Annotated in this window: 21 protein-coding genes; 8 read left to right on the top strand and 13 right to left on the bottom strand. The window is 72.8% G+C overall.

The window, feature by feature from the left end; translation table 11 throughout:
• Positions 1 to 22: 22 nt before the first annotated feature.
• On the bottom strand, positions 23 to 973 hold the full coding sequence (locus ASG04_RS16670; RefSeq protein WP_056126597.1) for a DNA-3-methyladenine glycosylase family protein: 951 nt from the start codon (positions 971 to 973) through the stop codon (positions 23 to 25).
• 72 nt (positions 974 to 1,045) lie between these two features.
• On the opposite strand from ASG04_RS16670, the gene ASG04_RS16675 reads away from it, so the two are divergent.
• The 5 genes from ASG04_RS16675 (at position 1,046) to ASG04_RS16695 (ending at position 6,025) form a co-directional block, all read left to right on the top strand.
• Complete coding sequence (locus tag ASG04_RS16675; RefSeq protein ID WP_056126599.1) at positions 1,046 to 2,074, top strand: 6-phosphofructokinase; 1,029 nt, start codon at positions 1,046 to 1,048, stop codon at positions 2,072 to 2,074.
• 61 nt (positions 2,075 to 2,135) lie between these two features.
• Positions 2,136 to 3,113 (top strand): MDR family oxidoreductase, encoded by a 978-nt coding sequence (locus ASG04_RS16680; RefSeq protein ID WP_056126601.1) that lies wholly within the window; start codon positions 2,136 to 2,138, stop codon positions 3,111 to 3,113.
• 88 nt (positions 3,114 to 3,201) lie between these two features.
• Entirely contained in the window at positions 3,202 to 3,870 is a 669-nt protein-coding gene (locus tag ASG04_RS16685; RefSeq protein WP_082518338.1) for a GntR family transcriptional regulator, read from the top strand.
• A 2-nt stretch (positions 3,871 to 3,872) separates the two neighbouring features.
• Positions 3,873 to 5,231, top strand: coding sequence for a hypothetical protein (locus ASG04_RS16690; RefSeq protein WP_056126605.1), 1,359 nt, complete (start codon positions 3,873 to 3,875; stop codon positions 5,229 to 5,231).
• Positions 5,231 to 6,025, top strand: coding sequence for an ABC transporter ATP-binding protein (locus tag ASG04_RS16695; RefSeq protein WP_056126607.1), 795 nt, complete (start codon positions 5,231 to 5,233; stop codon positions 6,023 to 6,025). Before ASG04_RS16690 ends, ASG04_RS16695 begins: the two co-directional genes overlap by 1 nt.
• A 71-nt stretch (positions 6,026 to 6,096) precedes the next feature.
• Here ASG04_RS16695 and hemL read toward each other — a convergent pair whose 3' ends face one another.
• The 11 genes from hemL to hemE all read right to left on the bottom strand — a co-directional run bounded on the left by hemL (position 6,097) and on the right by hemE (position 15,881).
• On the bottom strand, positions 6,097 to 7,443 hold the full coding sequence (gene hemL, locus ASG04_RS16700; protein WP_056126608.1) for a glutamate-1-semialdehyde 2,1-aminomutase: 1,347 nt from the start codon (positions 7,441 to 7,443) through the stop codon (positions 6,097 to 6,099).
• A complete protein-coding gene (hemB, locus tag ASG04_RS16705; protein ID WP_268750909.1) occupies positions 7,440 to 8,495 on the bottom strand; it encodes a porphobilinogen synthase in 1,056 nt (351 codons plus the stop codon). Before hemB ends, hemL begins: the two co-directional genes overlap by 4 nt.
• The gene (locus tag ASG04_RS16710; protein ID WP_082518322.1) at positions 8,492 to 9,265 is read right to left on the bottom strand and encodes a uroporphyrinogen-III synthase; all 774 of its coding nucleotides are present in this window, start codon (positions 9,263 to 9,265) and stop codon (positions 8,492 to 8,494) included. Before ASG04_RS16710 ends, hemB begins: the two co-directional genes overlap by 4 nt.
• A gap of 35 nt (positions 9,266 to 9,300) precedes the next feature.
• Positions 9,301 to 10,278 (bottom strand): hydroxymethylbilane synthase, encoded by a 978-nt coding sequence (gene hemC, locus ASG04_RS16715; protein WP_056126615.1) that lies wholly within the window; start codon positions 10,276 to 10,278, stop codon positions 9,301 to 9,303.
• Positions 10,275 to 11,510, bottom strand: a complete 1,236-nt coding sequence (locus tag ASG04_RS16720; RefSeq protein WP_082518324.1) for a ferrochelatase — start codon at positions 11,508 to 11,510, stop codon at positions 10,275 to 10,277. Before ASG04_RS16720 ends, hemC begins: the two co-directional genes overlap by 4 nt.
• On the bottom strand, positions 11,507 to 12,268 hold the full coding sequence (gene hemQ, locus ASG04_RS16725) for a hydrogen peroxide-dependent heme synthase (RefSeq protein WP_056126617.1): 762 nt from the start codon (positions 12,266 to 12,268) through the stop codon (positions 11,507 to 11,509). Before hemQ ends, ASG04_RS16720 begins: the two co-directional genes overlap by 4 nt.
• Before the next feature lie 104 nt (positions 12,269 to 12,372).
• Entirely contained in the window at positions 12,373 to 12,609 is a 237-nt protein-coding gene (locus tag ASG04_RS17675; RefSeq protein WP_056126619.1) for a DUF3618 domain-containing protein, read from the bottom strand.
• Between the two features lie 41 nt (positions 12,610 to 12,650).
• Positions 12,651 to 13,109, bottom strand: a complete 459-nt coding sequence (locus ASG04_RS16735; protein ID WP_056126621.1) for a phage holin family protein — start codon at positions 13,107 to 13,109, stop codon at positions 12,651 to 12,653.
• Complete coding sequence (locus ASG04_RS16740) at positions 13,106 to 13,360, bottom strand: hypothetical protein (protein WP_056126623.1); 255 nt, start codon at positions 13,358 to 13,360, stop codon at positions 13,106 to 13,108. Before ASG04_RS16740 ends, ASG04_RS16735 begins: the two co-directional genes overlap by 4 nt.
• A gap of 95 nt (positions 13,361 to 13,455) precedes the next feature.
• Positions 13,456 to 14,772: a protoporphyrinogen/coproporphyrinogen oxidase gene (locus tag ASG04_RS16745; RefSeq protein ID WP_056126626.1), complete on the bottom strand. Its 1,317-nt coding sequence runs from the start codon at positions 14,770 to 14,772 to the stop codon at positions 13,456 to 13,458.
• Positions 14,769 to 15,881, bottom strand: a complete 1,113-nt coding sequence (gene hemE / locus ASG04_RS16750) for a uroporphyrinogen decarboxylase (protein WP_056126629.1) — start codon at positions 15,879 to 15,881, stop codon at positions 14,769 to 14,771. Before hemE ends, ASG04_RS16745 begins: the two co-directional genes overlap by 4 nt.
• A gap of 52 nt (positions 15,882 to 15,933) precedes the next feature.
• Between hemE and ASG04_RS16755 the strand changes: the two genes are divergently transcribed.
• Together ASG04_RS16755 and ASG04_RS16760 are read left to right on the top strand one after the other, a co-directional pair.
• On the top strand, positions 15,934 to 17,250 hold the full coding sequence (locus ASG04_RS16755; protein WP_056126724.1) for a glutamyl-tRNA reductase: 1,317 nt from the start codon (positions 15,934 to 15,936) through the stop codon (positions 17,248 to 17,250).
• A complete protein-coding gene (locus tag ASG04_RS16760; RefSeq protein ID WP_268750911.1) occupies positions 17,250 to 17,657 on the top strand; it encodes an NUDIX hydrolase in 408 nt (135 codons plus the stop codon). Before ASG04_RS16755 ends, ASG04_RS16760 begins: the two co-directional genes overlap by 1 nt.
• A gap of 71 nt (positions 17,658 to 17,728) precedes the next feature.
• Here the strand turns inward: ASG04_RS16760 and ASG04_RS16765 are convergent, their stop codons facing one another.
• Positions 17,729 to 18,025: a hypothetical protein gene (locus tag ASG04_RS16765; RefSeq protein WP_056126631.1), complete on the bottom strand. Its 297-nt coding sequence runs from the start codon at positions 18,023 to 18,025 to the stop codon at positions 17,729 to 17,731.
• Positions 18,026 to 18,136: 111 nt separating this feature from the next.
• Between ASG04_RS16765 and ASG04_RS16770 the strand changes: the two genes are divergently transcribed.
• Complete coding sequence (locus ASG04_RS16770; RefSeq protein ID WP_056126729.1) at positions 18,137 to 18,802, top strand: DUF4232 domain-containing protein; 666 nt, start codon at positions 18,137 to 18,139, stop codon at positions 18,800 to 18,802.
• Positions 18,803 to 18,807 lie beyond the last annotated feature (5 nt).

Here is an 18,807-nt window from a genome sequence, read left to right on the forward strand (position 1 = left end):
CGACCGGCCGGCGTCCGACCCGTCAGTGGTGCCGGTGGTCCTGGATCGTCATGCGCGGACCGAAGGCGGGCTTGCGGAAGCCGCTGCCGCCGATCAGCCGGACGACCCGGTGCCGGTGACCGCGCCAGGGCTCGAGCAGTTCGAGCATGCCGTCGTCGTCGACGGGCCCGCCCGTCAGCGCCCAGCCGACGAGCGCGGGCACGTGGAAGTCACCGACGCTCGGCGAGTCCGGGTCGCCGTGTGACCGCTGCGTCGTCTCGGCTGCGGTCCACACCCCGACGCCCGGGATCGTCTGCAGCCGCGCGGCGACGACGGATCCACCACGGCCGAGCGCCAGGGTCCGCTCGAGGGCCGGCGCGACCCGGACCGCCCGCATGACCGTGGCCGAGCGTCCCGGTTCGATGCCCGCGCGGTGCCACTCCCAGCTCGGGATCCGCGCCCACTCGTCGGCGGAGGGCGGCACCACCATGCCGGCCGGGGCGGGACCGGGTGCAGGCGTGCCGTGGCGACGGAGCAGGTACCGCCACGCACCCCAGGCCTGACGCGAGGTGACCTTCTGCTCCATGACCGCCGGCACGAGCATCGCGACCACGGTGTTCGTGCGGCACAGCCGGAGCCCGGGCTGCCGGTGCCGCGCGTCGGCCAGGAACCCGTGCCCCGACACGTCGAGGTCGCTCCAGTCGTCCCCGCGGCCGACCAGGTCGGGCCCGTGCTGCACAGCCCACGCGGCGCCGTCGCCCCACGCCGAGATCGCGATCGTGTCGCCGGCCTGGCGGATCGCCACCGACGCCGGGCCGTCAGGCGTCCGCAGGGCGAGCCAGACGTCCGACCCGACCACGCGGAAGGCCGGGTCGCCGGAGCCGCGCTGCAGGGGCCGGAGCGTCGCGGCCACGTCCACGGGTCCTGCTGGTCGGTACACCGTGTCGAGCCGGGTGTCCCCTGACGGACGCGGGGCGAGACGGACCTGCTGCATGACAGGGATGGTAAGCGAAACCACCGTCGGCCAAGATGGGTCCTGTCCCACCCACCCGACAACGGAGTTCCCATGCGCATCGGCATCCTCACGTCCGGCGGCGACTGCCCCGGACTCAACGCGGTGATCCGGGCCGCGGTCCTCAAGGGCATCGCGATCCACGGGTACGAGTTCGTCGGGTTCCGGGACGGCTGGCGCGGTGTCGTCGAGGGCGACATCGTCCCGCTCGGCCGCAAGGACATCCAGGGCATCGCCAAGCAGGGCGGCACGATCCTCGGCACCAGCCGGACGAACCCGTTCGAGGGCGAGAAGGGCGGCGTCGAGAACATCCAGCGCGTCCTCGAGCGCCACGGGATCGACGCCATGATCGCGATCGGCGGCGAGGGCACCCTTGCGGCAGCGAAGCGCCTGACCGACGCCGGGCTGAAGATCGTCGGTGTCCCGAAGACCGTCGACAACGACCTCGGCGCGACGGACTACACGTTCGGCTTCGACACCGCGGTGGAGATCGCGACCGAGGCCATGGACCGCCTGCGCACCACCGGCGAGTCGCACTCCCGCTGCATGGTCGCCGAGGTGATGGGACGGCACGTGGGCTGGATCGCGCTGCAGTCCGGCATGGCCGCGGGCGCGCACGCGATCCTGATCCCCGAGCAGAAGACCTCGCTCGCGCAGATCGCCGCCTGGGTGCGGTCGGCGTACGACCGCGGACGGGCCCCGCTCGTCGTCGTCGCCGAGGGCTTCGTCCCCGACCACGAGGACAACGCGCACTCCGAGCGCGGCCTCGACGCGTTCGGCCGTCCGCGGCTGGGCGGCATCGGCGAGCGCCTCGCACCGCTGATCGAGGAGATGACGGGCATCGAGACGCGCGCGACGACCCTCGGGCACATCCAGCGCGGCGGCACGCCGACCGCCTACGACCGGGTGCTCTCGACGCGCCTGGGGCTGGCCGCGGTCGACTCCGTCGTCGAGGAGCGCTGGGGACGCATGGTCGCGCTGCGCGGCACCGAGATCGTGCACGTCTCGTTCGCGGACGCGCTCGGCGAGCTCAAGACCGTGCCGCAGTCGCGCTTCGACGAGGCCGCGATCCTGTTCGGCTGACGCACCGGTTCGGGCCGGTCAGCCCGGTCCACGGCCTGGAGGCGCGGGTAGCGTTCGGCGCGTGACCCGCGCCGTCCTCGTCTCCAGTTCCGCCGCCCCCACCGTCACCGACGTCGACGTCCCGGACGCCGGTGAGGGCGAGGCCCTCGTCGACGTCGTGTACTCGAGCGTCAACTACAAGGACGGGCTCGCCCTGGCTCGCGACCCCGGCGTCGCGCGGATCGACCCGCTCGTGCCCGGGATCGACGTCGTCGGCACCGTGGCCGCGGTCGGACCGGGCGTGCACCAGGTCCGGATCGGCGACCGCGTGGTGCTCAACGGCGCCGGCGCGGGCGAGAACCGGCACGGCGGCTGGACGACCAGGGCCGTCGTGCCCGCCGACGCCCTCGTCGTGCTGCCCGACGGCGTCGGCGACGACTTCGCGGCGGCGATCGGCACCGCCGGGTTCACCGCCGCGCTCAGCGTGCTCGCCCTCGCGCGGTTCGTGGACCCCACCGACGGGCCGGTCCTGGTGACCGGGTCCTCCGGCGGCGTCGGGTCGGTCGCGATCCCCCTGCTGGCCGGTCGGGGGTACCGGGTGACCGCGTCGACGGGCCGCACCGGGAACGCCGATGCGCTCCGTGCCCTCGGTGCGACGGACGTCGTCGACCGTGCCACGCTCAGCGACCGCGGCCGGCCCATGCAGAAGGCGACCTGGGCCGGCGCGGTGGACAGCGTCGGTGGAGCGACCCTGGCGAACCTGCTCGCGTCGACCCGGTGGGGCGGGGCCGTGACGGCGTGCGGCCTGGCGCAGGACGTCGAGCTGCACACCACCGTGCTGCCCTTCATCCTGCGCGGGGTCTCCCTGCTCGGCATCAACTCGGTGGACGCCCCGGCTGCGCTCCGCCGGCAGGCCTGGGACCTGCTCGCCGCTGAACTCGACCCCGCGCTGCTCACCGACGTGACGCGCACGGTCACGCTGTCCGACGCGATCGCGGTCGGCCCAGAAGTGGTCGCCGGACGGGTGCACGGACGCACGATCGTCGACGTCCGCCGCTGAGATGCAGTCGCACCGCATTTCACAAGCGCTTGCACATCAACACGTTAGGATCGGCATGTCACACACGCGCCACTGAGTGGAGTTCCTGATGCCGGTCCCCAAGTCCACGGTCGAGACCTCGCCCCGCAAGCTCCTGCGCGACGTCGTCTACGAGAAGATGCTCGCCGCCCTCCGGGACGGCACCCTGCAGCACGGTGAGCGGCTCAACGACGACGAACTGGTGCAGTGGCTCGGCGTCAGTCGGACGCCCATCCGCGAGGCGATCGCGAAGCTCGTCGACATCGGCCTGGTCGAGATGGAGGCGAACCGGTACACCCGGGTCGCGACCCCCACGCTCGACGACTGGGTGACCGCGACCCGCGCGATGGTGGGCTTCTTCGAGCTCAGCCTGCGGTGGGGCGTCCCCGAGTACTCCGAGGACGACGCCGATGCCCTGGAGCGGCTGCTCGACCGGGCGGACGGACTCCGCAAGGTCCGCGACAACGGCTTCAGCGGCGCCGTGACCGACATCGTCGAGTTCGCGATCGCCCACTCCGGCAACCCGCTCGTCCAGAACGCGGCCCAGGGTGCGCTCGAACGCGTGCGCTTCACGTTGAACCCGACGCCGGCCTTCGAGCAGTACGGGTCCGAGGCGTTCTTCTCGATCCTGCGCGAAGCCCTGCCGGAGCGCGACGGCGAGACCGCTGCCGAAGCCGGCCGTGCCCTGACCCGCAACTTCGAGCAGCACATCGAGTCGGTCCGCGCCGCGCGCGCCTGACCATGCTGCCCGTCGGCGAGGACGCGGACCCACAGCCGTTCGAGGGCACCTACCGTCGGTTGCTCGCCGCGATCCGCGAGGGCAGTCTCGAGCGCGGGACCGACCACGACGAGCTCGAGCTCGAACACCGCGTCGACGCGGGTCTCGGTGAGCTGCGCGGCGCCCTCTTCCGCCTGGTGTACCTCGGTCTGGCGCGTCGCACGGGCCCGACGACCGTGCGGTTCGAGCCCCTCACGCCCGAGCGGTGGGCCGAGGGCAGCTGGGCCGTGCTCGACCTGCTCGAGATCGCGTTCCGAGCGACGGTGCCGGATCTCACTCCCGACCAGGCGCGCCGGTACCGGGAGCTCGTCGCCGCGGCCGACCGCGACGTCCGACTGCGCTCCGACGGGCTGGACACGTCGATGCTCGCCACCATCGCCTTCTGGGCTGACGAGACGCCCAACCACTTCGTCGGACGACTGCTGCACCGGACGCTGGAGCAGTACCGGTACGGCCTCGACCCGTCGCCACGGTGGCGGGTCGACGGCATCGACCGCTGGCTCGCGGCGTCCTCGCGGGCTGTCCAGCGTGCTGACGTCGTCAGCGCCCAGCAGGCCGTCCACGTCCTGGCGCGGATGTGGCCCGACCACCTGACGGACGTGGCGGCGGCGACCGGGACGGACGACCCGGACGTGCTCCGGAACCCCGCGCCGGCGACGGACGCGACCGTGCTGGTGGACGACGAGCCCGATGCCGCGTGGTTCGACGTGCTCGGCGCAGTCCGCGACGGGACGTGGTCGGCCGGTGAACCCGTCTCGATGCGCGACCTCGCCCGGCGGTTCCACCTGCCCGCCGCCCGCCTGGTGCCGATCGTCCGTCGTCTCGAGCTCATGAGCCTGCTGCGGGCTGTCCCCGGCACGCAGGACACCGTGGTCGTCCGCACACCGGACCTGCGCGACTGGCAGGACTCCGTCCAGGTCGCGACCGGCGTCTTCGAGGCCGCGTTCCGACGGATGGTCGCCGACCTGTCCGACGCGGACGCCGCGGTGGCCGTCGCCACCCTGCGCCGGATCGGCCGTCTCGGTCGCGCGCGCGACTTCGGCTACGTCGTCGCACTGCTGTCGTTCGCGCGGTCCTGCGTCGACCGACTCGGCAACTCGTTCCTGCGCGACTCGGGCCGCATCGCCCTGGACCGGACCGCGTACATCATGGAGGACCGCACGGCCTTCCGACAGTTCGCGCTCGACGACTTCCTCGAGCTCGCGACGGACGCGGTCCACCAGCGCGACCCCGACGTCGCCACCGCGGCCATGCACGCGTACGGCCTGCACATCGACGCCCACGTCGCCGAGGTCCGCGCGCGGTACGGCACGATGGAGTGATGTCCGACGTCCTGCTCCGCGCCACCGCCGTCCGCGTCACCCGGTCCGGCCGGGACCTGCTGCACGACGTCGACCTGACGGTGCGCCGAGGCGAGCACTGGGCACTCCTCGGACCGAACGGCGCGGGCAAGTCCACGCTGCTGGCAGTCCTCGGGGCCACCGGGCACCCCACCGCCGGGTCGGTCGAGATCCTGGGACGTCGCCTGGGCCGTGTCGACGTCCGGGAACTCCGCGAGCACATCGCGCACGTCGACCCCCGGCACCGGATGCTCACCCCGCTGACGGTGCACGAGACCGTCCTGACCGGGCGCACCGGGACGACCGACCTGATGCCGCGGTGGGAACCGACCGCCGACGACCTCGAGCGCGCGGACCAGCACGTCGCCGACGTCGGGCTGACCGCACGCCGGGACGCCCGCTGGCCGGTGCTGTCGCAGGGCGAGCGGGGTCGCGCGCTGATCGCCCGTGCGCTGATGGCGGACCCGCAGCTGCTCCTGCTCGACGAGCCGGCGACCGGGCTCGACGTCGCCGCACGCGAACACCTGCTCGAGACCGTCGACGCGCTCCGGCACCGCCACCCCGACCTCGGCAGCGTGATGGTCACGCACCACCTCGAGGACCTGCCGGCGTCGACCTCGCACGCGATGCTGCTGCGGGACGGGGCCGTCGTGGCCCAGGGGGATGCCGACCAGGTGATCACGTCGTCAGCGGTGTCGCACGCCTTCGACTTCCCGCTCGCGATCGTCCGCTCCGAGGGCCGCTGGCACGCACGGCGAGCCGTGCGGCCCGACTGACCGGTCCGCACGACGGACGGGAGGCCCGTGACGGTCGCGCCACGGGCCTCCCGTCCGCTGCGTGCGCCGGTCTACGGCTGCGCGCTCGCGGCCGCGCGCGCCGCGGCGGGCAGCGCCTGCAGCACCCGGTCGACAGCGCGGTCGTCGTGCGCGGCCGTGACGAACCAGGCCTCGTACACGCTCGGCGGCAGGGTCACGCCGGCGTCGAGCATGGCGTGGAAGAACGGGGCGTAGCGCCAGGTCTCCTGCGCGCGGACGTCGTCGTAGTTGCGCGGCGCGGTGTCGGTGAACGCGAAGGAGAACAGGTTGCCCGCGTGCTGCACGGTGTGTGCGACACCGGCGGCACTGAGTGCCTCGCTCGTCGCGGACGAGATCACCGCCGCCGTCCGGTTCAGGGATTCGTACACGGCCGGCGTCGCCGCACGCAGCGTCGCGATGCCCGCAGCGACCGCGAGCGGGTTCCCGGACAGGGTGCCGGCCTGGTAGACGGGTCCGAGCGGTGCGAGGAAGTCCATGACCTCGCGCTTGCCACCGAGCGCGGCGAGCGGCATGCCACCACCGATGACCTTGCCGAACGTGATGATGTCGGGCTTCCAGCCGGCGCCGTCCGGCACCGTGCGCGAGGCCTCGAGCCCCCACCACCCGGCCGAGCCGACGCGGAACCCGGTCAGGACCTCGTCGACGATGAGCAGCGCACCGTGCGACTGGGTGATCTGGGCCAGCGTGCGGTTGAACCCACGGTCCGGGGCCAGCACGCCCATGTTCGCCGCGGCGGCCTCGACGATCACGGCGGCGATGCGCTCGGAGTGCGTGTCGAACGCGGCCCGGACGGCGTCGAGGTCGTTGTAGGGCAGCACCAGCGTCTGGGCCGCGGTCTCGGCGGTGATGCCCGCGCTGCCCGGCATCGCCAGCGTCGCGACGCCCGAGCCGGCCTCCGCCAGCAGGGAGTCGGAGTGGCCGTGGTAGTGGCCGGCGAACTTCACGAGCAGGTCGCGGCCGGTGTAGCCGCGTGCCAGACGGATCGCGGTCATGGTCGCCTCGGTGCCGGTGGACACCATGCGGATCTTCTCGATCGGGCCGTCGCCGTCGACCGAGACCCGCTGCTTCACGAGCTCGGCCAGCTCGGTCTCGCCGGGGGTCGACGCCCCGAAGGACAGCCCGCGTGCGGCGGCCTGCTGGACGGCCTCGACCGTGCCGGAGTGCGCGTGCCCGAGGATCGCCGGGCCCCACGACGCGACCAGGTCGACGTACTCGCGCCCCTCGGCGTCGGTGACGTACGGGCCCTTCGCCGACACCAGGAAGCGAGGCGTCCCGCCGACCGAGCCGTACGCGCGGACCGGCGAGTTCACACCGCCCGGGATGCTGTTCTTGGCGCGGCCGAAGAGCTGGTCGTTGGTCGCGGTGGCTGTGGCGGTCATTCGGGGGCCTTCCCGGTCGATGCGATGCCGGGGACGTCGGCGGTGGTGCCGGAGGTGCGGAGCCCGGCCTCCTGGTTCAGCTTGCGTGCGATGTCCACGGCGAAGTACGTCAGGATCGCGTCCGCCCCGGCGCGCTTGATGCCGACGAGGGACTCCATGGCGGCGGCGTCCCGGTCGATCCACCCGTTCTGCGCGGCCGCGGTGATCATCGCGTACTCGCCCGAGATCTGGTAGGCCCAGACCGGGACAGGCGACGTGGCGGCCGTCTCGGCGAGCACGTCGAGGTAGCTCATCGCCGGCTTCACCATCACGATGTCGGCACCTTCGTCGACGTCGAGGGCGACCTCGCGGAGTCCCTGACGCCCGTTGGCGGCATCGATCTGGTACGTGCGACGGTCCCCGACGAGCGAGGACGAGACGGCCTCGCGGAACGGGCCGTAGAACGCCGAGGCGTACTTCGCCGCGTACGCCAGCAGTGCCGTCCCGCTGTGACCGGCCGTGTCGAGCGCGTCGCGGGCCGCCGCGATCTGGCCGTCCATCATGCCGCTCAGGCAGACGAGCTCGGCGCCGGCCTCGGCCTGGGCGACCGCCATGTCGCGGTACCGCAGCAGGGTGGCGTCGTTGTCGACCGAGCCGGCGGCGGCCAGGACGCCGCAGTGCCCGTGGTCGGTGAACTCGTCGAGGCACAGGTCGGACTGCACCACCAGGGCGTCACCGACCTCGGCCTTCGCGACCCGGATCGCCACGTTCAGGATGCCGTCGGGGTCGGTCGCGCCAGACCCCGTCGCGTCCTTCGCAGTGGGGACGCCGAACAGGTTCACTCCGCCCACGCCCTGCTCGGCCGCCCCGACGAGCGCCCGGCGGAACGAGTCGAGCGAGTGCTGCTGCACGCCCGGCATGCTCGAGATGTCGACGGCGTCGGTGGCGCCTTCGCGGATGAACATCGGCAGCACGAGTTCGGCCGGGTGCAGCCGGGTCTCGGCCACCAGGCGTCGCATGGCGGGGGTCGCGCGCAGTCGACGCGGGCGGACCTGGGGGAAGCGTCCAGTCACGGGTGGCCTTCCTGATCGGGAGTGGAGGGGTCGAGGGCCTCGACGACGGCATCGAGGAGGGCTTCTGCGGAGCGCGAGGCTCCGGTCACGTGCACGGGGAGTCCGGCGGCACGGGCGTCGGCGGCGGTCCCGGGCCCGATGCACGCCACCAGGGTCGTGGGGTCGAGCGGGGTCATCCGGCGGGCGACCTCGCGGGCGACGCTGCCGCTCGTCACGAGCACCGCGCCAGGCACCGCGTCGAGGACGACCGGCTCGTCGCCGGTCCCCACGGTACGGTACGCGACCGGGTCGTCGACGTCGATCCCGCGTGCGCGCAGGCCGTCGACCAGGGTGGGCGCGGCGATCTCGGACCGGGGGAACAACACGGTGCCGTCCATGTGCGGCAGTGCCGCCACCAGGCCCGCCGCCGACGCGTCGTCCGGCACCAGGTCCACGCGCCAGCCAGCAGCACGCGCGGCCCGAGCCGTCGCCTCGCCGACTGCCGCCACCTGGACACCGGACGGGAGGCCGGGGACGAGGCCTGCCAGGGCCGTCACCGCGGTCGCACTGGTGACGACGATCCATGCGTAACCGTCGATGCTGGTTCGCACGCCGTCAGCAGGCGAGTCCGACCGGTCGCTCGTGGCCGCGACCAGCCGCGCGACGGCACGGTCCAGCGGTGCCGGATCCAGCGGCGGCTCGGTCGCGATGAGCGGCACGACCCGGGGGTCGAGCCCGCGGGCCCGAGCGGCCAGGGCGACGCGCTCGCCCCACGCGCCACCCCGGGGGATGACGACGACGGGCGAGCGCGTGTCCGTGGCGGGTCCTACTGCACGCTGTCGGCGAGGTCGGCGAGGTCACCCGCGCCGTTCTCGAGCAGCTCGGCGGCGACACGGCCACCCACCTGGAGCGCCTCGGACAGGCGGTCCTGAGCGGAGCCGTCGAGCACCGCGGCGTGGGACGCCGTGCGGTACTCGGAGCCGTCCGGGCGGTAGACCGTGGCCGACACGAGGAGCATCTCGGCGTCGACGATGGCGGTCGCTCCGATCGGGGCCGAGCAGCCGGCCTCGAGCTTCGCGAGCACCTCACGCTCGGCGGACACCGTCAGGCGGGTGGGCGCGTGCTCGATCTTGCGCAGTGCAGCCACCAGGTTCCGGTCGGACTCGTCCGCTCGGACCTCGATCGCGAGTGCACCCTGCCCCGGAGCACTCGGCCAGAAGCCCAGGTCGAGGAGCTCGGTCGCCTCGGCCAGCCGCTCGATGCGCCCGAGCCCGGCCGCAGCCAGCACGACGGCGTCGAGGTCGTCCTGTACCCGGCCGAGCCGCGTGTCGATGTTGCCGCGGATGTCCACGACGTCGAGATCGGGACGCTTGGCCCGGAGCTGCGCCGCACGGCGGGGCGAACCCGTGCCGACCTTGGCGCCCTCGGGCAGGGTCTCGATCGTGGCCGCGTTCCGGGCCACCAGGACGTCACGGGCGTCGGCACGCTTGGGCACCGCTGCGATGGTGAGCCCCGGGTACGACGCGGTCGGCAGGTCCTTGAGGGAGTGGACGAGGACGTCCACCTGGCCGGCGACGAGGGCCTCGCGCAGCGCGGACGCGAACACGCCCGTCCCGCCGAGGCTGGCGAGCGAGGCACGGTTCGTGTCGCCCTCGCTGGTCACGGTCACGAGCTCGACCGGACGACCCGCCGCCTTGGCCAGACGGTCCGCCACGTCCTGGGACTGGGCGACCGCCAAGCGGCTGGCGCGGGTGCCGAGGCGGATGGGCCGGACGGCGTCGGACTGGTCGGTGGGTGTGGTCACGGGGCAACGCCGGCGGCCGCCGGCTTGAACCCGGCGCGCTCGTTCTCGCAGCACCCCGGACGGCAGACGTCGTACCAGGGCCCGATGTCGGTCATGTGCGGCCGCTCGGCCTTGGACAGGCCGTTGACCCGCTCGAGCACGAGGTCCACGAGCCCGGAGACGTACGCCGGGTCCACACCGGGGGTCTGCGTGCGGAGCGACCAGAAGCCGAGCTCGCCGGCGGTCTCGGTCGCTTCTTCGTCGAGGTCCCACATGACCTCCATGTGGTCGCTCACGAAGCCGAGCGGCACGATGAGCACCGCGCGGGTGGGGCCGCCCTTGAGGTCCTCGTTCAGGAAGTCGTTGATGTCCGGCTCGAGCCACGGCTGCGACGGGGGGCCGGACCGCGACTGGTAGACGAGCTTCCAGGCCGGCTTCGCCGTGCCCTGCAGGTGTGCGTGCTCGGGCTGCTCGAGCAGCTCGGCCCAGGCCTGGTCGAGGACGACCTGCGCCACCGCCTGGTGCTGGGCCGCGTACGCGCCGCCGTCCCCGAAGCCGCGGAAGTCGGGTCCGGACTTCGCCGCGTCGGTCGAGGGGATCGAGTGCGTCGAGAACAGGACGTGCAGCTCGGTCGCGACGTCGAGCCCGTCGTTCTCGGCGATCGCCCGGGCCAGGCCGTCGCGCACACCGTCGACGAACGGGCGGACGAACCCGGGGTGGTCGAAGAACTGCCGGACCTTGTCGATCTGGATGGTGTCGATGAGCCCGGTGGCGTCGAGCACGCGGGCGTAGTCCTCGCGGTACTGCCGGCAGCTGGAGAACGACGAGTACGCGCTCGTGGCGATGGCGATGAGCTTCGTGTAGCCCTTCTCGCCGGCCTCGGTGAAGGCGTCCTCGAGGTAGGGCTCCCAGTTCCGGTTGCCCCACAGCACGGGCAGGTCGATGCCGCGCTCCGCGAGTTCACCCTCGAGCGCGGCCTTGAGCGCGCGGTTCTGGGCGTTGATCGGGCTCACGCCGCCGAAGTGCCGGTAGTGGTGGGCGACTTCTTCGAGGCGCTCGTCCGGGATCCCGCGCCCGCGGGTGACGTTGCGCAGGAACGGGATGACGTCGTCCTGGCCCTCGGGACCGCCGAAGCCGGCGAGCAGGATGGCGTCGTACGCGGTCGGGGTCTCGACGTGCTCGGGGCCCGAGGCCGCAGCCGGGGTGGCGGCGAGGACGCCCTGGCCGTTGGTGATCAGGGTGGTGTCGGTCACGACAGGACCTCCGGGAGTTCGGCGGTCGTCACGCGACGACCGGTGTAGAAGGGCACTTCTTCGCGCACGTGCATGCGGGCCTCGGTGTAGCGCAGGTCACGCATCAGGTCGACGAGGTCGACCAGGTCGGGGCTCTCGAGCGGCAGGATCCACTCGTAGTCGCCGAGTGCGAACGACGCGATGGTGTTCGTCAGGACCCGACGGTACTTGGCACCGGCGACACCGTGGTCGCGGAGCATCGTCGAGCGCTCTGCTTCCGGCAGCAGGTACCACTCGTAGGAGCGGACGAACGGGTAGACCGTGATCCAGGCCTCGGGGTCCTTGCCGCGCAGGAACGCGGGGGTGTGCCGCTTGTTGAACTCGGCTTCGCGGTGCATGGCCATGGCGTGCCACACCGGTTCGGCGTCCTGGAACAGCGCGGTGCGGCGGATGCTGCGGAGCACGGACTGGATGACCTGGGCGTCGTCGCCGTGCAGCCAGATCATGACGTCGGCGTCGGCGCGGAAGCCGGAGACGTCGTAGAAGCCGCGGATCGTCACACCCTGGTCGGCACCCGCGGCAACCACGGCGTCGAGCTCGGCGACGGCGTCGTCACCCGGGGTGGGGACCGCACCCACGGGACGGCGGAAGACGGCCCACAGCGCGTAGGCGGTCAGCAGGTTCGGGTCGATCCCCGAGTCCGGAGCGGTCTCGTGCGGGTGGGCGGACGCGGTTGCGCCCTGGTCGGGCACGCCCTGCGTGGGCACGTCGGAACTCATGTGGTCCTTGGTCCTATCGGTTGCAGGAACTGGAGCGCCGGTTCCTGCGCCGATGGGCACCGGGCCGGCGGGCGCCCCTGGGCCGTGGGCCCGGTGATCCGGACCTACCGCCGTCGGAGCACCGTCATGACGATACCCCCGACCACCGCCACGCCCGCTGCGAGACCGACCAGGTACGGGGGACGCTTCTCGAGGACGCCACGCTTCACCTTCGATGCGGCGATGCCGAGCTGCTTCGGCACGTTGAGCTTGTCCTCGATCGCGTCGAGGGTGTCGAAGAGCTGGGCCCGGGTCGAGGCGACGTCGTCGGCGAGTCGGTCGTGCGGGTGCTGGTCGGTCACAGGTACTCCAAGGATGGTGCCGGGGTCGCGACGCGGCAGCGTCAGAACCGGCCGCCGACGTCCGGGTTGCGGGACGCGTGCTGGGTCTCGGGCGTGGGCTTCTTGCCGAGCCCCTTGACCGCGTTGATGTCGTTCTTGACGCTGGCGATCGTGCGCTTGGGTGTGACGGGCAGCCCCTTCTTGAACCGCTTCCACCCGACGAAGCCCAGGATCGCGGCGACGACGAGCATCACGAACGCGAGCACGAGGGCTGCCAGCCACGCGGGCATGACGGTCGCGAGGCCCATGACCGCTGCGGTCAGCAGCACGCCGATCGCGTACAGCACGATGACCAGCGCCACCACGAGCAGCGCGGCCGCCAGGGCGAAGACCTTGGCCTTGCCGGTCAGCTCGGCCTTGAGGAGTGCGATCTCACCCTTGACGAGGTTCTTGACGAGCTGGGGCACGTCCCCGACGAGACCGAACAGCGATCGCGGTTTCCGGTCACGGGTGTCCGTCATGAGGTCGCTTGGTCCTTCTTCTGGCCGACCTTGCGGACGACCTTCTTCGTCTGCTCACCCACGAACTCGGCGACGTCCGGCGTCTTGTCGGCGACGAACTCCTCGACCGTGTGGACGCCCTTCTGGACGTTCCCGTTGTTCCAGATCTTGCCGCTGACGGTCTTGATCTGTTCGTACCGCGCCCGTCCGGCTCGCGATCCCAGGACGTACCCGAGTGCTGCGCCGGCGACGAACAGGAGCCTGCCTCGCATGGTTCCTCCGAGAGTTCAAGTGTGCAGTGGTCATACGCCGAGCGGAATGTCTCGACGTCTGACCAACAGTAGCCCTCGGTGGGTGCGGGGTCCGCTCAGGAACCCAGGAGGTCCCGGATGCGCGACCGGGTGGTGCCGACGATGCCGGCGAGACCCCGTCCGCTCGACGCCTCGCCGATGCCCACGACGCCCTCGGCGAGACCCGCCGCCTGGGTGTCCGGGCCGTGCCACCGGACTATCGCGGCGCCGACGACACGCGCGGTCTCCAACGGCACACCGAGGAGCGCCGCGGCGTCGGTCACGGCGCGGACGCCGGTCGCGTCCGACGGGTCGACCGGGAGGCTCGTGGCCACGTCCGCCGCGTCGGCTGCGGTCGTGCGGTAGCTGAGCCGCAGGACGTGGCGTCCGCCGGCAGCTTCGGCCAGCCACGGCCACTTGACCGTGGCGTGGGTGATCGCCTTCGCCCGCACACCGGTGGCGTCCGGGTGGACGAGCACGCCCGTGCCGCGCGGGGCGGCGTCGAGCGCCGGGTCGTCGACGACGAGGGTCACGAGTTCGATGCCCGAGCGGGTCGGCGACACCGGTCGTTCCGGGTCCGGCACCGTGGCGAGGACGTGGTCGGCCACCAACCGTTCGGCGGCGCCGTCGGGACCGACCACCTGGACCGCGGCCCGCTCGACGCGGGTCGCTCGCGTGTGCAGGCGGACGTCGACGCCGTACGTGTCGAGGTCGGCGACGAGCTCGTCGACCAGCCGGACGATGCCGCCGCGGATGCCCTGCACGGCGGACCCGGCGGTGGCACGCTCGCGCAGGGCGAGGACGGCGCGCGCGAGCGACCCCTGTCGTTGCAGCGCCGCGCGGAGCCCCGGAGCCACGCGGTCGGGGTCGAGGTCGTCCGGGTGCGTCGAGTGCACGCCGGCGACGACCGGGGTCACCAGGTCGTCGAGGACCCGCGCGCCCATCCGTCGTCGGACGAGTTCACCGAGCGATGCGGCGCGGGCGCCCACCGGGGACGGCAGCAGGGAGTCCATCTGCGCCCGGATCGCCGCGCGCTGCCCCACGACGGCGATGACGTCGGCGGCCATCGGCGTGCCGGGGATCCCGAGCAGGCCGGTCGCGGGCATCTTCGCCGTGCGACCGTCGCGCGTCATGAGCCAGGCACCGCGCGGGTCCGGGTCGACCAGCTCGTTGCCGAGGCCGAGTTCGATCGCGAGCGTCGCGACGGCGTCCGTGCGGGTCGCGAACGAGTCGGCCGCCATGTCGAGGTCGATCCCGGCGACTGTGTGCCGGCGGACCATGCCGCCCAGGTCGCCGGAACCCTCGACCAGGACGACGTGCACGCCGGCCTTGGCGAGGTCGCGTGCGGCGAGGAGCCCGGCGAACCCGCCACCGACGACGACGACGTCCGTCACGCCGACACCCCGCTGCCGAGCGAGTGCACGAGCTCGACGACCCGGGTCAGGACCGCGGGGTCCGTCTCCGGCGGGACCCCGTGCCCGAGGTTCACGACGTGGGCGCGCGCGGAGCCGCCACGTCGGACGACGTCGCGGACGTGCGACTCGAGCACGTCCCACGGGGCGGCGAGCACGGCCGGGTCGATGTTGCCCTGCACGGTGACGCCGGTGCCGACGCGCTCGACGGCCTGGTCGAGCGGCAGACGCCAGTCCACTCCCACGGCGTCGACGCGGGGGCCCGCGGACTCGTCGCCCAGGGTGGTCATGTCCCGCAGGACCTCGCCGCTGCCGACGCCGAAGTGGATGCGCGGCACCCCGAGGTCGGCGACGTGCGACAGCGCCTCGGCCGAGTGCGGTGCGACGTGCTCGACGTAGTCCGCCCGCGACAGCGAGCCGACCCACGAGTCGAAGAGCTGCGCGGCCGACGCCCCCGCGAGCACCTGCGCCCGGAGGAACGTGCCGGACACCCCGGCCGCCCACGACAGCAGTCGCGACCAGGTCTCTGGGTCGGCGTGCATGAGCGTGCGTGCGCGGATGTGGTCCTTCGAGGGGCCGCCCTCGACCAGGTAGGCGGCCAGGGTGAACGGCGCGCCGGCGAACCCGATGAGCGGCGTCGACCCGAGCTCGGCGACGGTGCGGGCCACGGCGTCGCGGATCGGCGCGAGCGCGTCCGGGTCGAGGTCCTGCAGCGCGTCGACGTCGGCGGGCGTGCGGATGGGCGACCCGAGCACCGGACCGCGGCCGGGGACGATCTCGACGTCGACGCCCGCCAGCTTGATCGGCACGACGATGTCGCTGAAGAAGATGCCCGCGTCGACGCCGTGCCGACGGACCGGCTGCAGGGTGATCTCGGACGCCATCGCCGGGTCGAGGCAGGCGTCGAGCATGTCCGTGCCGACCCGGAGCTCGCGGTACTCGGGCAGCGAACGCCCGGCCTGTCGCATGAACCAGACCGGCAGCGTCTCCGGTCGGTCCCCCCGCAGAGCCCGCACCAGCGCGGATCCGGCGGTGCGTCCGTCCGCCAGGGGGTGCGTGGACGGGAGGGCTGTGGTGCGTGCATCGGTCACCTGTCGATTGTCGCAGCAGCGACTGTCGGTCGGGCGCGGTACCCTCGAGTACGTGCTCATCTGTCTCACGGCGTCGCATCGCAACGCCAGCTTCGATCTCCTGGAGCGACTGAGCATCGGCGCGCCCGCGGCCGCCTCCCGTCTGGTGACCGACTCCGACGTCCTCGACGGCGCCGTGGTCCTGGCGACGTGCAACCGGTTCGAGGCATACCTCGACATCGCCGGCGACGACGGCGACTCGGCCGTGGCCACCACGGTCGACGCGGTGGCAACCGCCAGCGGTCTGTCCGGCACCGACGTCCTCGACTCCGTCACGGTGCTCGACGGCAAGGACGTCGTGCAGCACCTGTTCGCCGTGTCGAGCGGGCTCGAGTCCGTGGTCATCGGCGAGACCGAGATCTCCGGGCAGGTCCGTCGTTCCCTCGAGGACGCCCGCGCCAACGGCACGACGACGTCCGACCTCGAGCGGCTGTTCCAAGAGGCCGCCCACACCTCGCGCGGCGTCAAGACCCGCACCCGCATCGGCGCCGCCGGCCGTTCGCTCGTCCGCCTCGGACTCGAGCTCGCGTCCTCCCGCGTGACGGACTGGGGCCGGGCGCACGTCCTCCTGGTCGGTACCGGCAGCTACGCCGCCACGACCATCGCCGCGCTGCGCGACCGCGGCGCGCAGCGCATCCAGGTCTACTCGCCATCGGGCCGTGCACCGTGGTTCGCCACCAAGCACGACCTGGTCGCCGCACACGACCTGCGCCAGGCCATCGCCTCGAGCGACGTGGTCATCACCTGCACGTCGAACGAGGCACCGGTCATCAGCGCGGGCGACCTCGACGACGGTGTCCGCCGGATCGTCATCGACCTCGGGCTGCCGCGCAACGTCGACCCCGAGGCCGTGCACGTCGCCGGCGTCGAGCTGCTCGACCTCGAGACGATCAGCATCCACGCCCCGGTCGCCGAGCTGAACGCCGAGTCCGAGGCCCGCGCGATGGTCGACGACGCCGTCTCCCGCTTCCGCGCCCAGGCGCTCGAGCAGTCGACCACGCCGGCGCTCGTGGCCTTCCGCAAGCACGTGTTCGGCATCCTCGACGACGAGATCGAGCGCTCCACCCGACGGGGCGACGTCACGCCGGAGTCCGCCGAACAGACCGAGCGTGCGCTGCGTCACCTGGTCGGGGTGCTGCTGCATCGCCCGTCGGTGCGCGCGCGGGAACTCGGTCGAGCCGGTCGCGGTGAGGAGTTCGTCGGGGCGCTCGACGCACTGTTCGGCGTGCGGCCCGAGCCGGAGGCCCTGCCGGACGTCGCCGCTCCGGTCGTCCCGCTGGCGGACCGTACCGCCTGCCCGCGCAACGACTCCGAGGCGGACGCGAGCTGATCCTCCAGGTCAGCGCCCTGGTGCTGGTGCGCGACCGCCGGGTCCTGATGGTCCGCGCGCGCGGCCGTGACGTGCTCTACCTGCCGGGCGGCAAGGTCGAACCGGGTGAGTCAGCGGTCCAGGCCGTCGTGCGCGAAGCACGCGAGGAGACGTCGTTGACGTTCACGCCGGACGACGTCGACGAGTTCGCCGTCGTGACCGAACCGGCGCACGGCCAGGAGCCGGGCACGGTGGTCGCGATGACCCTGTTCGTCGCCCGGACGCCCGGGGTCCTGGACACGGCCCGACCCGTCGCCTCGGCCGAGGTGGACGAGGTCGAGTGGGTCACCGCCGCCGACGCGGACCGGTGCCCACCCGCCGGGGTCGAGACCCTCCGCCTGCTGGTCCGGGCTGGCCTGCTCGACTGACGTCCGGCTGTTCAGCCGTCGACTGTTCAGCCGTCTGCTGTTCAGCCGTCGACTGTTCAGCCGTCTGCTGTTCAGCCGTTCTCTGTGTCGTCGGTGCCGGATCCGGAGTCGACGTAGTGCCCGACCTCGCCGGACGGACGCGGGTCGTTCTCACCCGGGATGTCGGACTCGACGTACTCACCGTCCGTCTGGGTGCTCGTGGGGACGTCCTCGCCCGGGATGTCACTGCCGACGAACTCGCCGACGGGCTCGTCGGAGTGGACCGTGGGCTCGCCCGGGATGTCGCTGTCGGTGAAGGCGCCCGCCCGCGTCTCGACGCCGTCGGACCGGTCTGCCTCGCCGCGGACCTGCTCGTGCTTGCCTGCCATGGTGATCCTCCAGATCGGTGTGACGGCCACTGCGCCGCACGCCCGCGAGTGTGCTCGGGGTCCCTGAGTGCTCCCTCGGACGTACCGGTGTGGAAGTGGTTTCCTGTGGGCATGCAACACACCGCACGACCGATCGTCATCGGAGCAGTCGCGCTGGCTGCGGTCGGGGCGCTCGCCGGGTGCGCGTCGGGCGGCAGCTCCGACGCGACGGCGACCGCCACCCGAACCGTCACCGCGACCCCGACCCCGACTGCCACCACGACGGCATCCCCCTCGTCCGCGCCGAGCGCGACGGGCGGCACGGGCAGCGCCGGCGGGACGGGCGGCTCGGCCTCCGGTCGGTGCGCCACTGCCGACCTCACGGGGTCGATCGCGCCCGGCAGCGGCGGTGCGGCCGGCAGCGTCATCGTCCACCTCGTGTTGACCAACACGGGTTCTACCACGTGCACGCTGCAGGGCTGGCCCGGCGTCTCGTTCGTCGGGGGCGGCACCGGGACACAGATCGGCGCGGCGGCCACGCAGGAGCAGGGGTCGCCGAACCCGACCGTGACGCTCACGCCGGGGCAGGCGGCCGTCGCGCCGCTCAAGATCGGACAGGCCGGCAACTACAGCGCTGCCGACTGCGACGCCACGACGCCCGACGGCTTCCGCGTGTACCCGCCCGGGTCGAAGGAGTCGCTCTTCGTGAAGGACACCGACTACCGCGCCTGCGGCAACACGTCCGCGACGCTGCTCGCCGTGCAGGCCCTGGTCCCCGAGGGGCAGGCGACGTCCTGACGACG

Origin of the sequence: Curtobacterium sp. Leaf183 (assembly GCF_001424385.1) — a bacterium.
In the GTDB taxonomy this organism is placed as follows: domain Bacteria; phylum Actinomycetota; class Actinomycetes; order Actinomycetales; family Microbacteriaceae; genus Curtobacterium.

What these genes read in the sequence shown, in the direction of transcription:
- ASG04_RS16670 (WP_056126597.1), bottom strand. Translation starts at nt 973, where the DNA reads ATGCAGCAGGTCCGTCTCGCCCCGCGTCCGTCAGGGGACACCCGGCTC.
- ASG04_RS16765 (WP_056126631.1), bottom strand. Translation starts at nt 18,025, where the DNA reads ATGGCAGGCAAGCACGAGCAGGTCCGCGGCGAGGCAGACCGGTCCGAC.
- ASG04_RS16770 (WP_056126729.1), top strand. Translation starts at nt 18,137, where the DNA reads ATGCAACACACCGCACGACCGATCGTCATCGGAGCAGTCGCGCTGGCT.
- ASG04_RS16735 (WP_056126621.1), bottom strand. Translation starts at nt 13,109, where the DNA reads ATGACGGACACCCGTGACCGGAAACCGCGATCGCTGTTCGGTCTCGTC.
- ASG04_RS16675 (WP_056126599.1), top strand. Translation starts at nt 1,046, where the DNA reads ATGCGCATCGGCATCCTCACGTCCGGCGGCGACTGCCCCGGACTCAAC.
- ASG04_RS16690 (WP_056126605.1), top strand. Translation starts at nt 3,873, where the DNA reads ATGCTGCCCGTCGGCGAGGACGCGGACCCACAGCCGTTCGAGGGCACC.
- hemQ (WP_056126617.1), bottom strand. Translation starts at nt 12,268, where the DNA reads ATGAGTTCCGACGTGCCCACGCAGGGCGTGCCCGACCAGGGCGCAACC.
- ASG04_RS16695 (WP_056126607.1), top strand. Translation starts at nt 5,231, where the DNA reads ATGTCCGACGTCCTGCTCCGCGCCACCGCCGTCCGCGTCACCCGGTCC.
- ASG04_RS16740 (WP_056126623.1), bottom strand. Translation starts at nt 13,360, where the DNA reads ATGCGAGGCAGGCTCCTGTTCGTCGCCGGCGCAGCACTCGGGTACGTC.
- ASG04_RS16685 (WP_082518338.1), top strand. Translation starts at nt 3,202, where the DNA reads ATGCCGGTCCCCAAGTCCACGGTCGAGACCTCGCCCCGCAAGCTCCTG.
- hemL (WP_056126608.1), bottom strand. Translation starts at nt 7,443, where the DNA reads ATGACCGCCACAGCCACCGCGACCAACGACCAGCTCTTCGGCCGCGCC.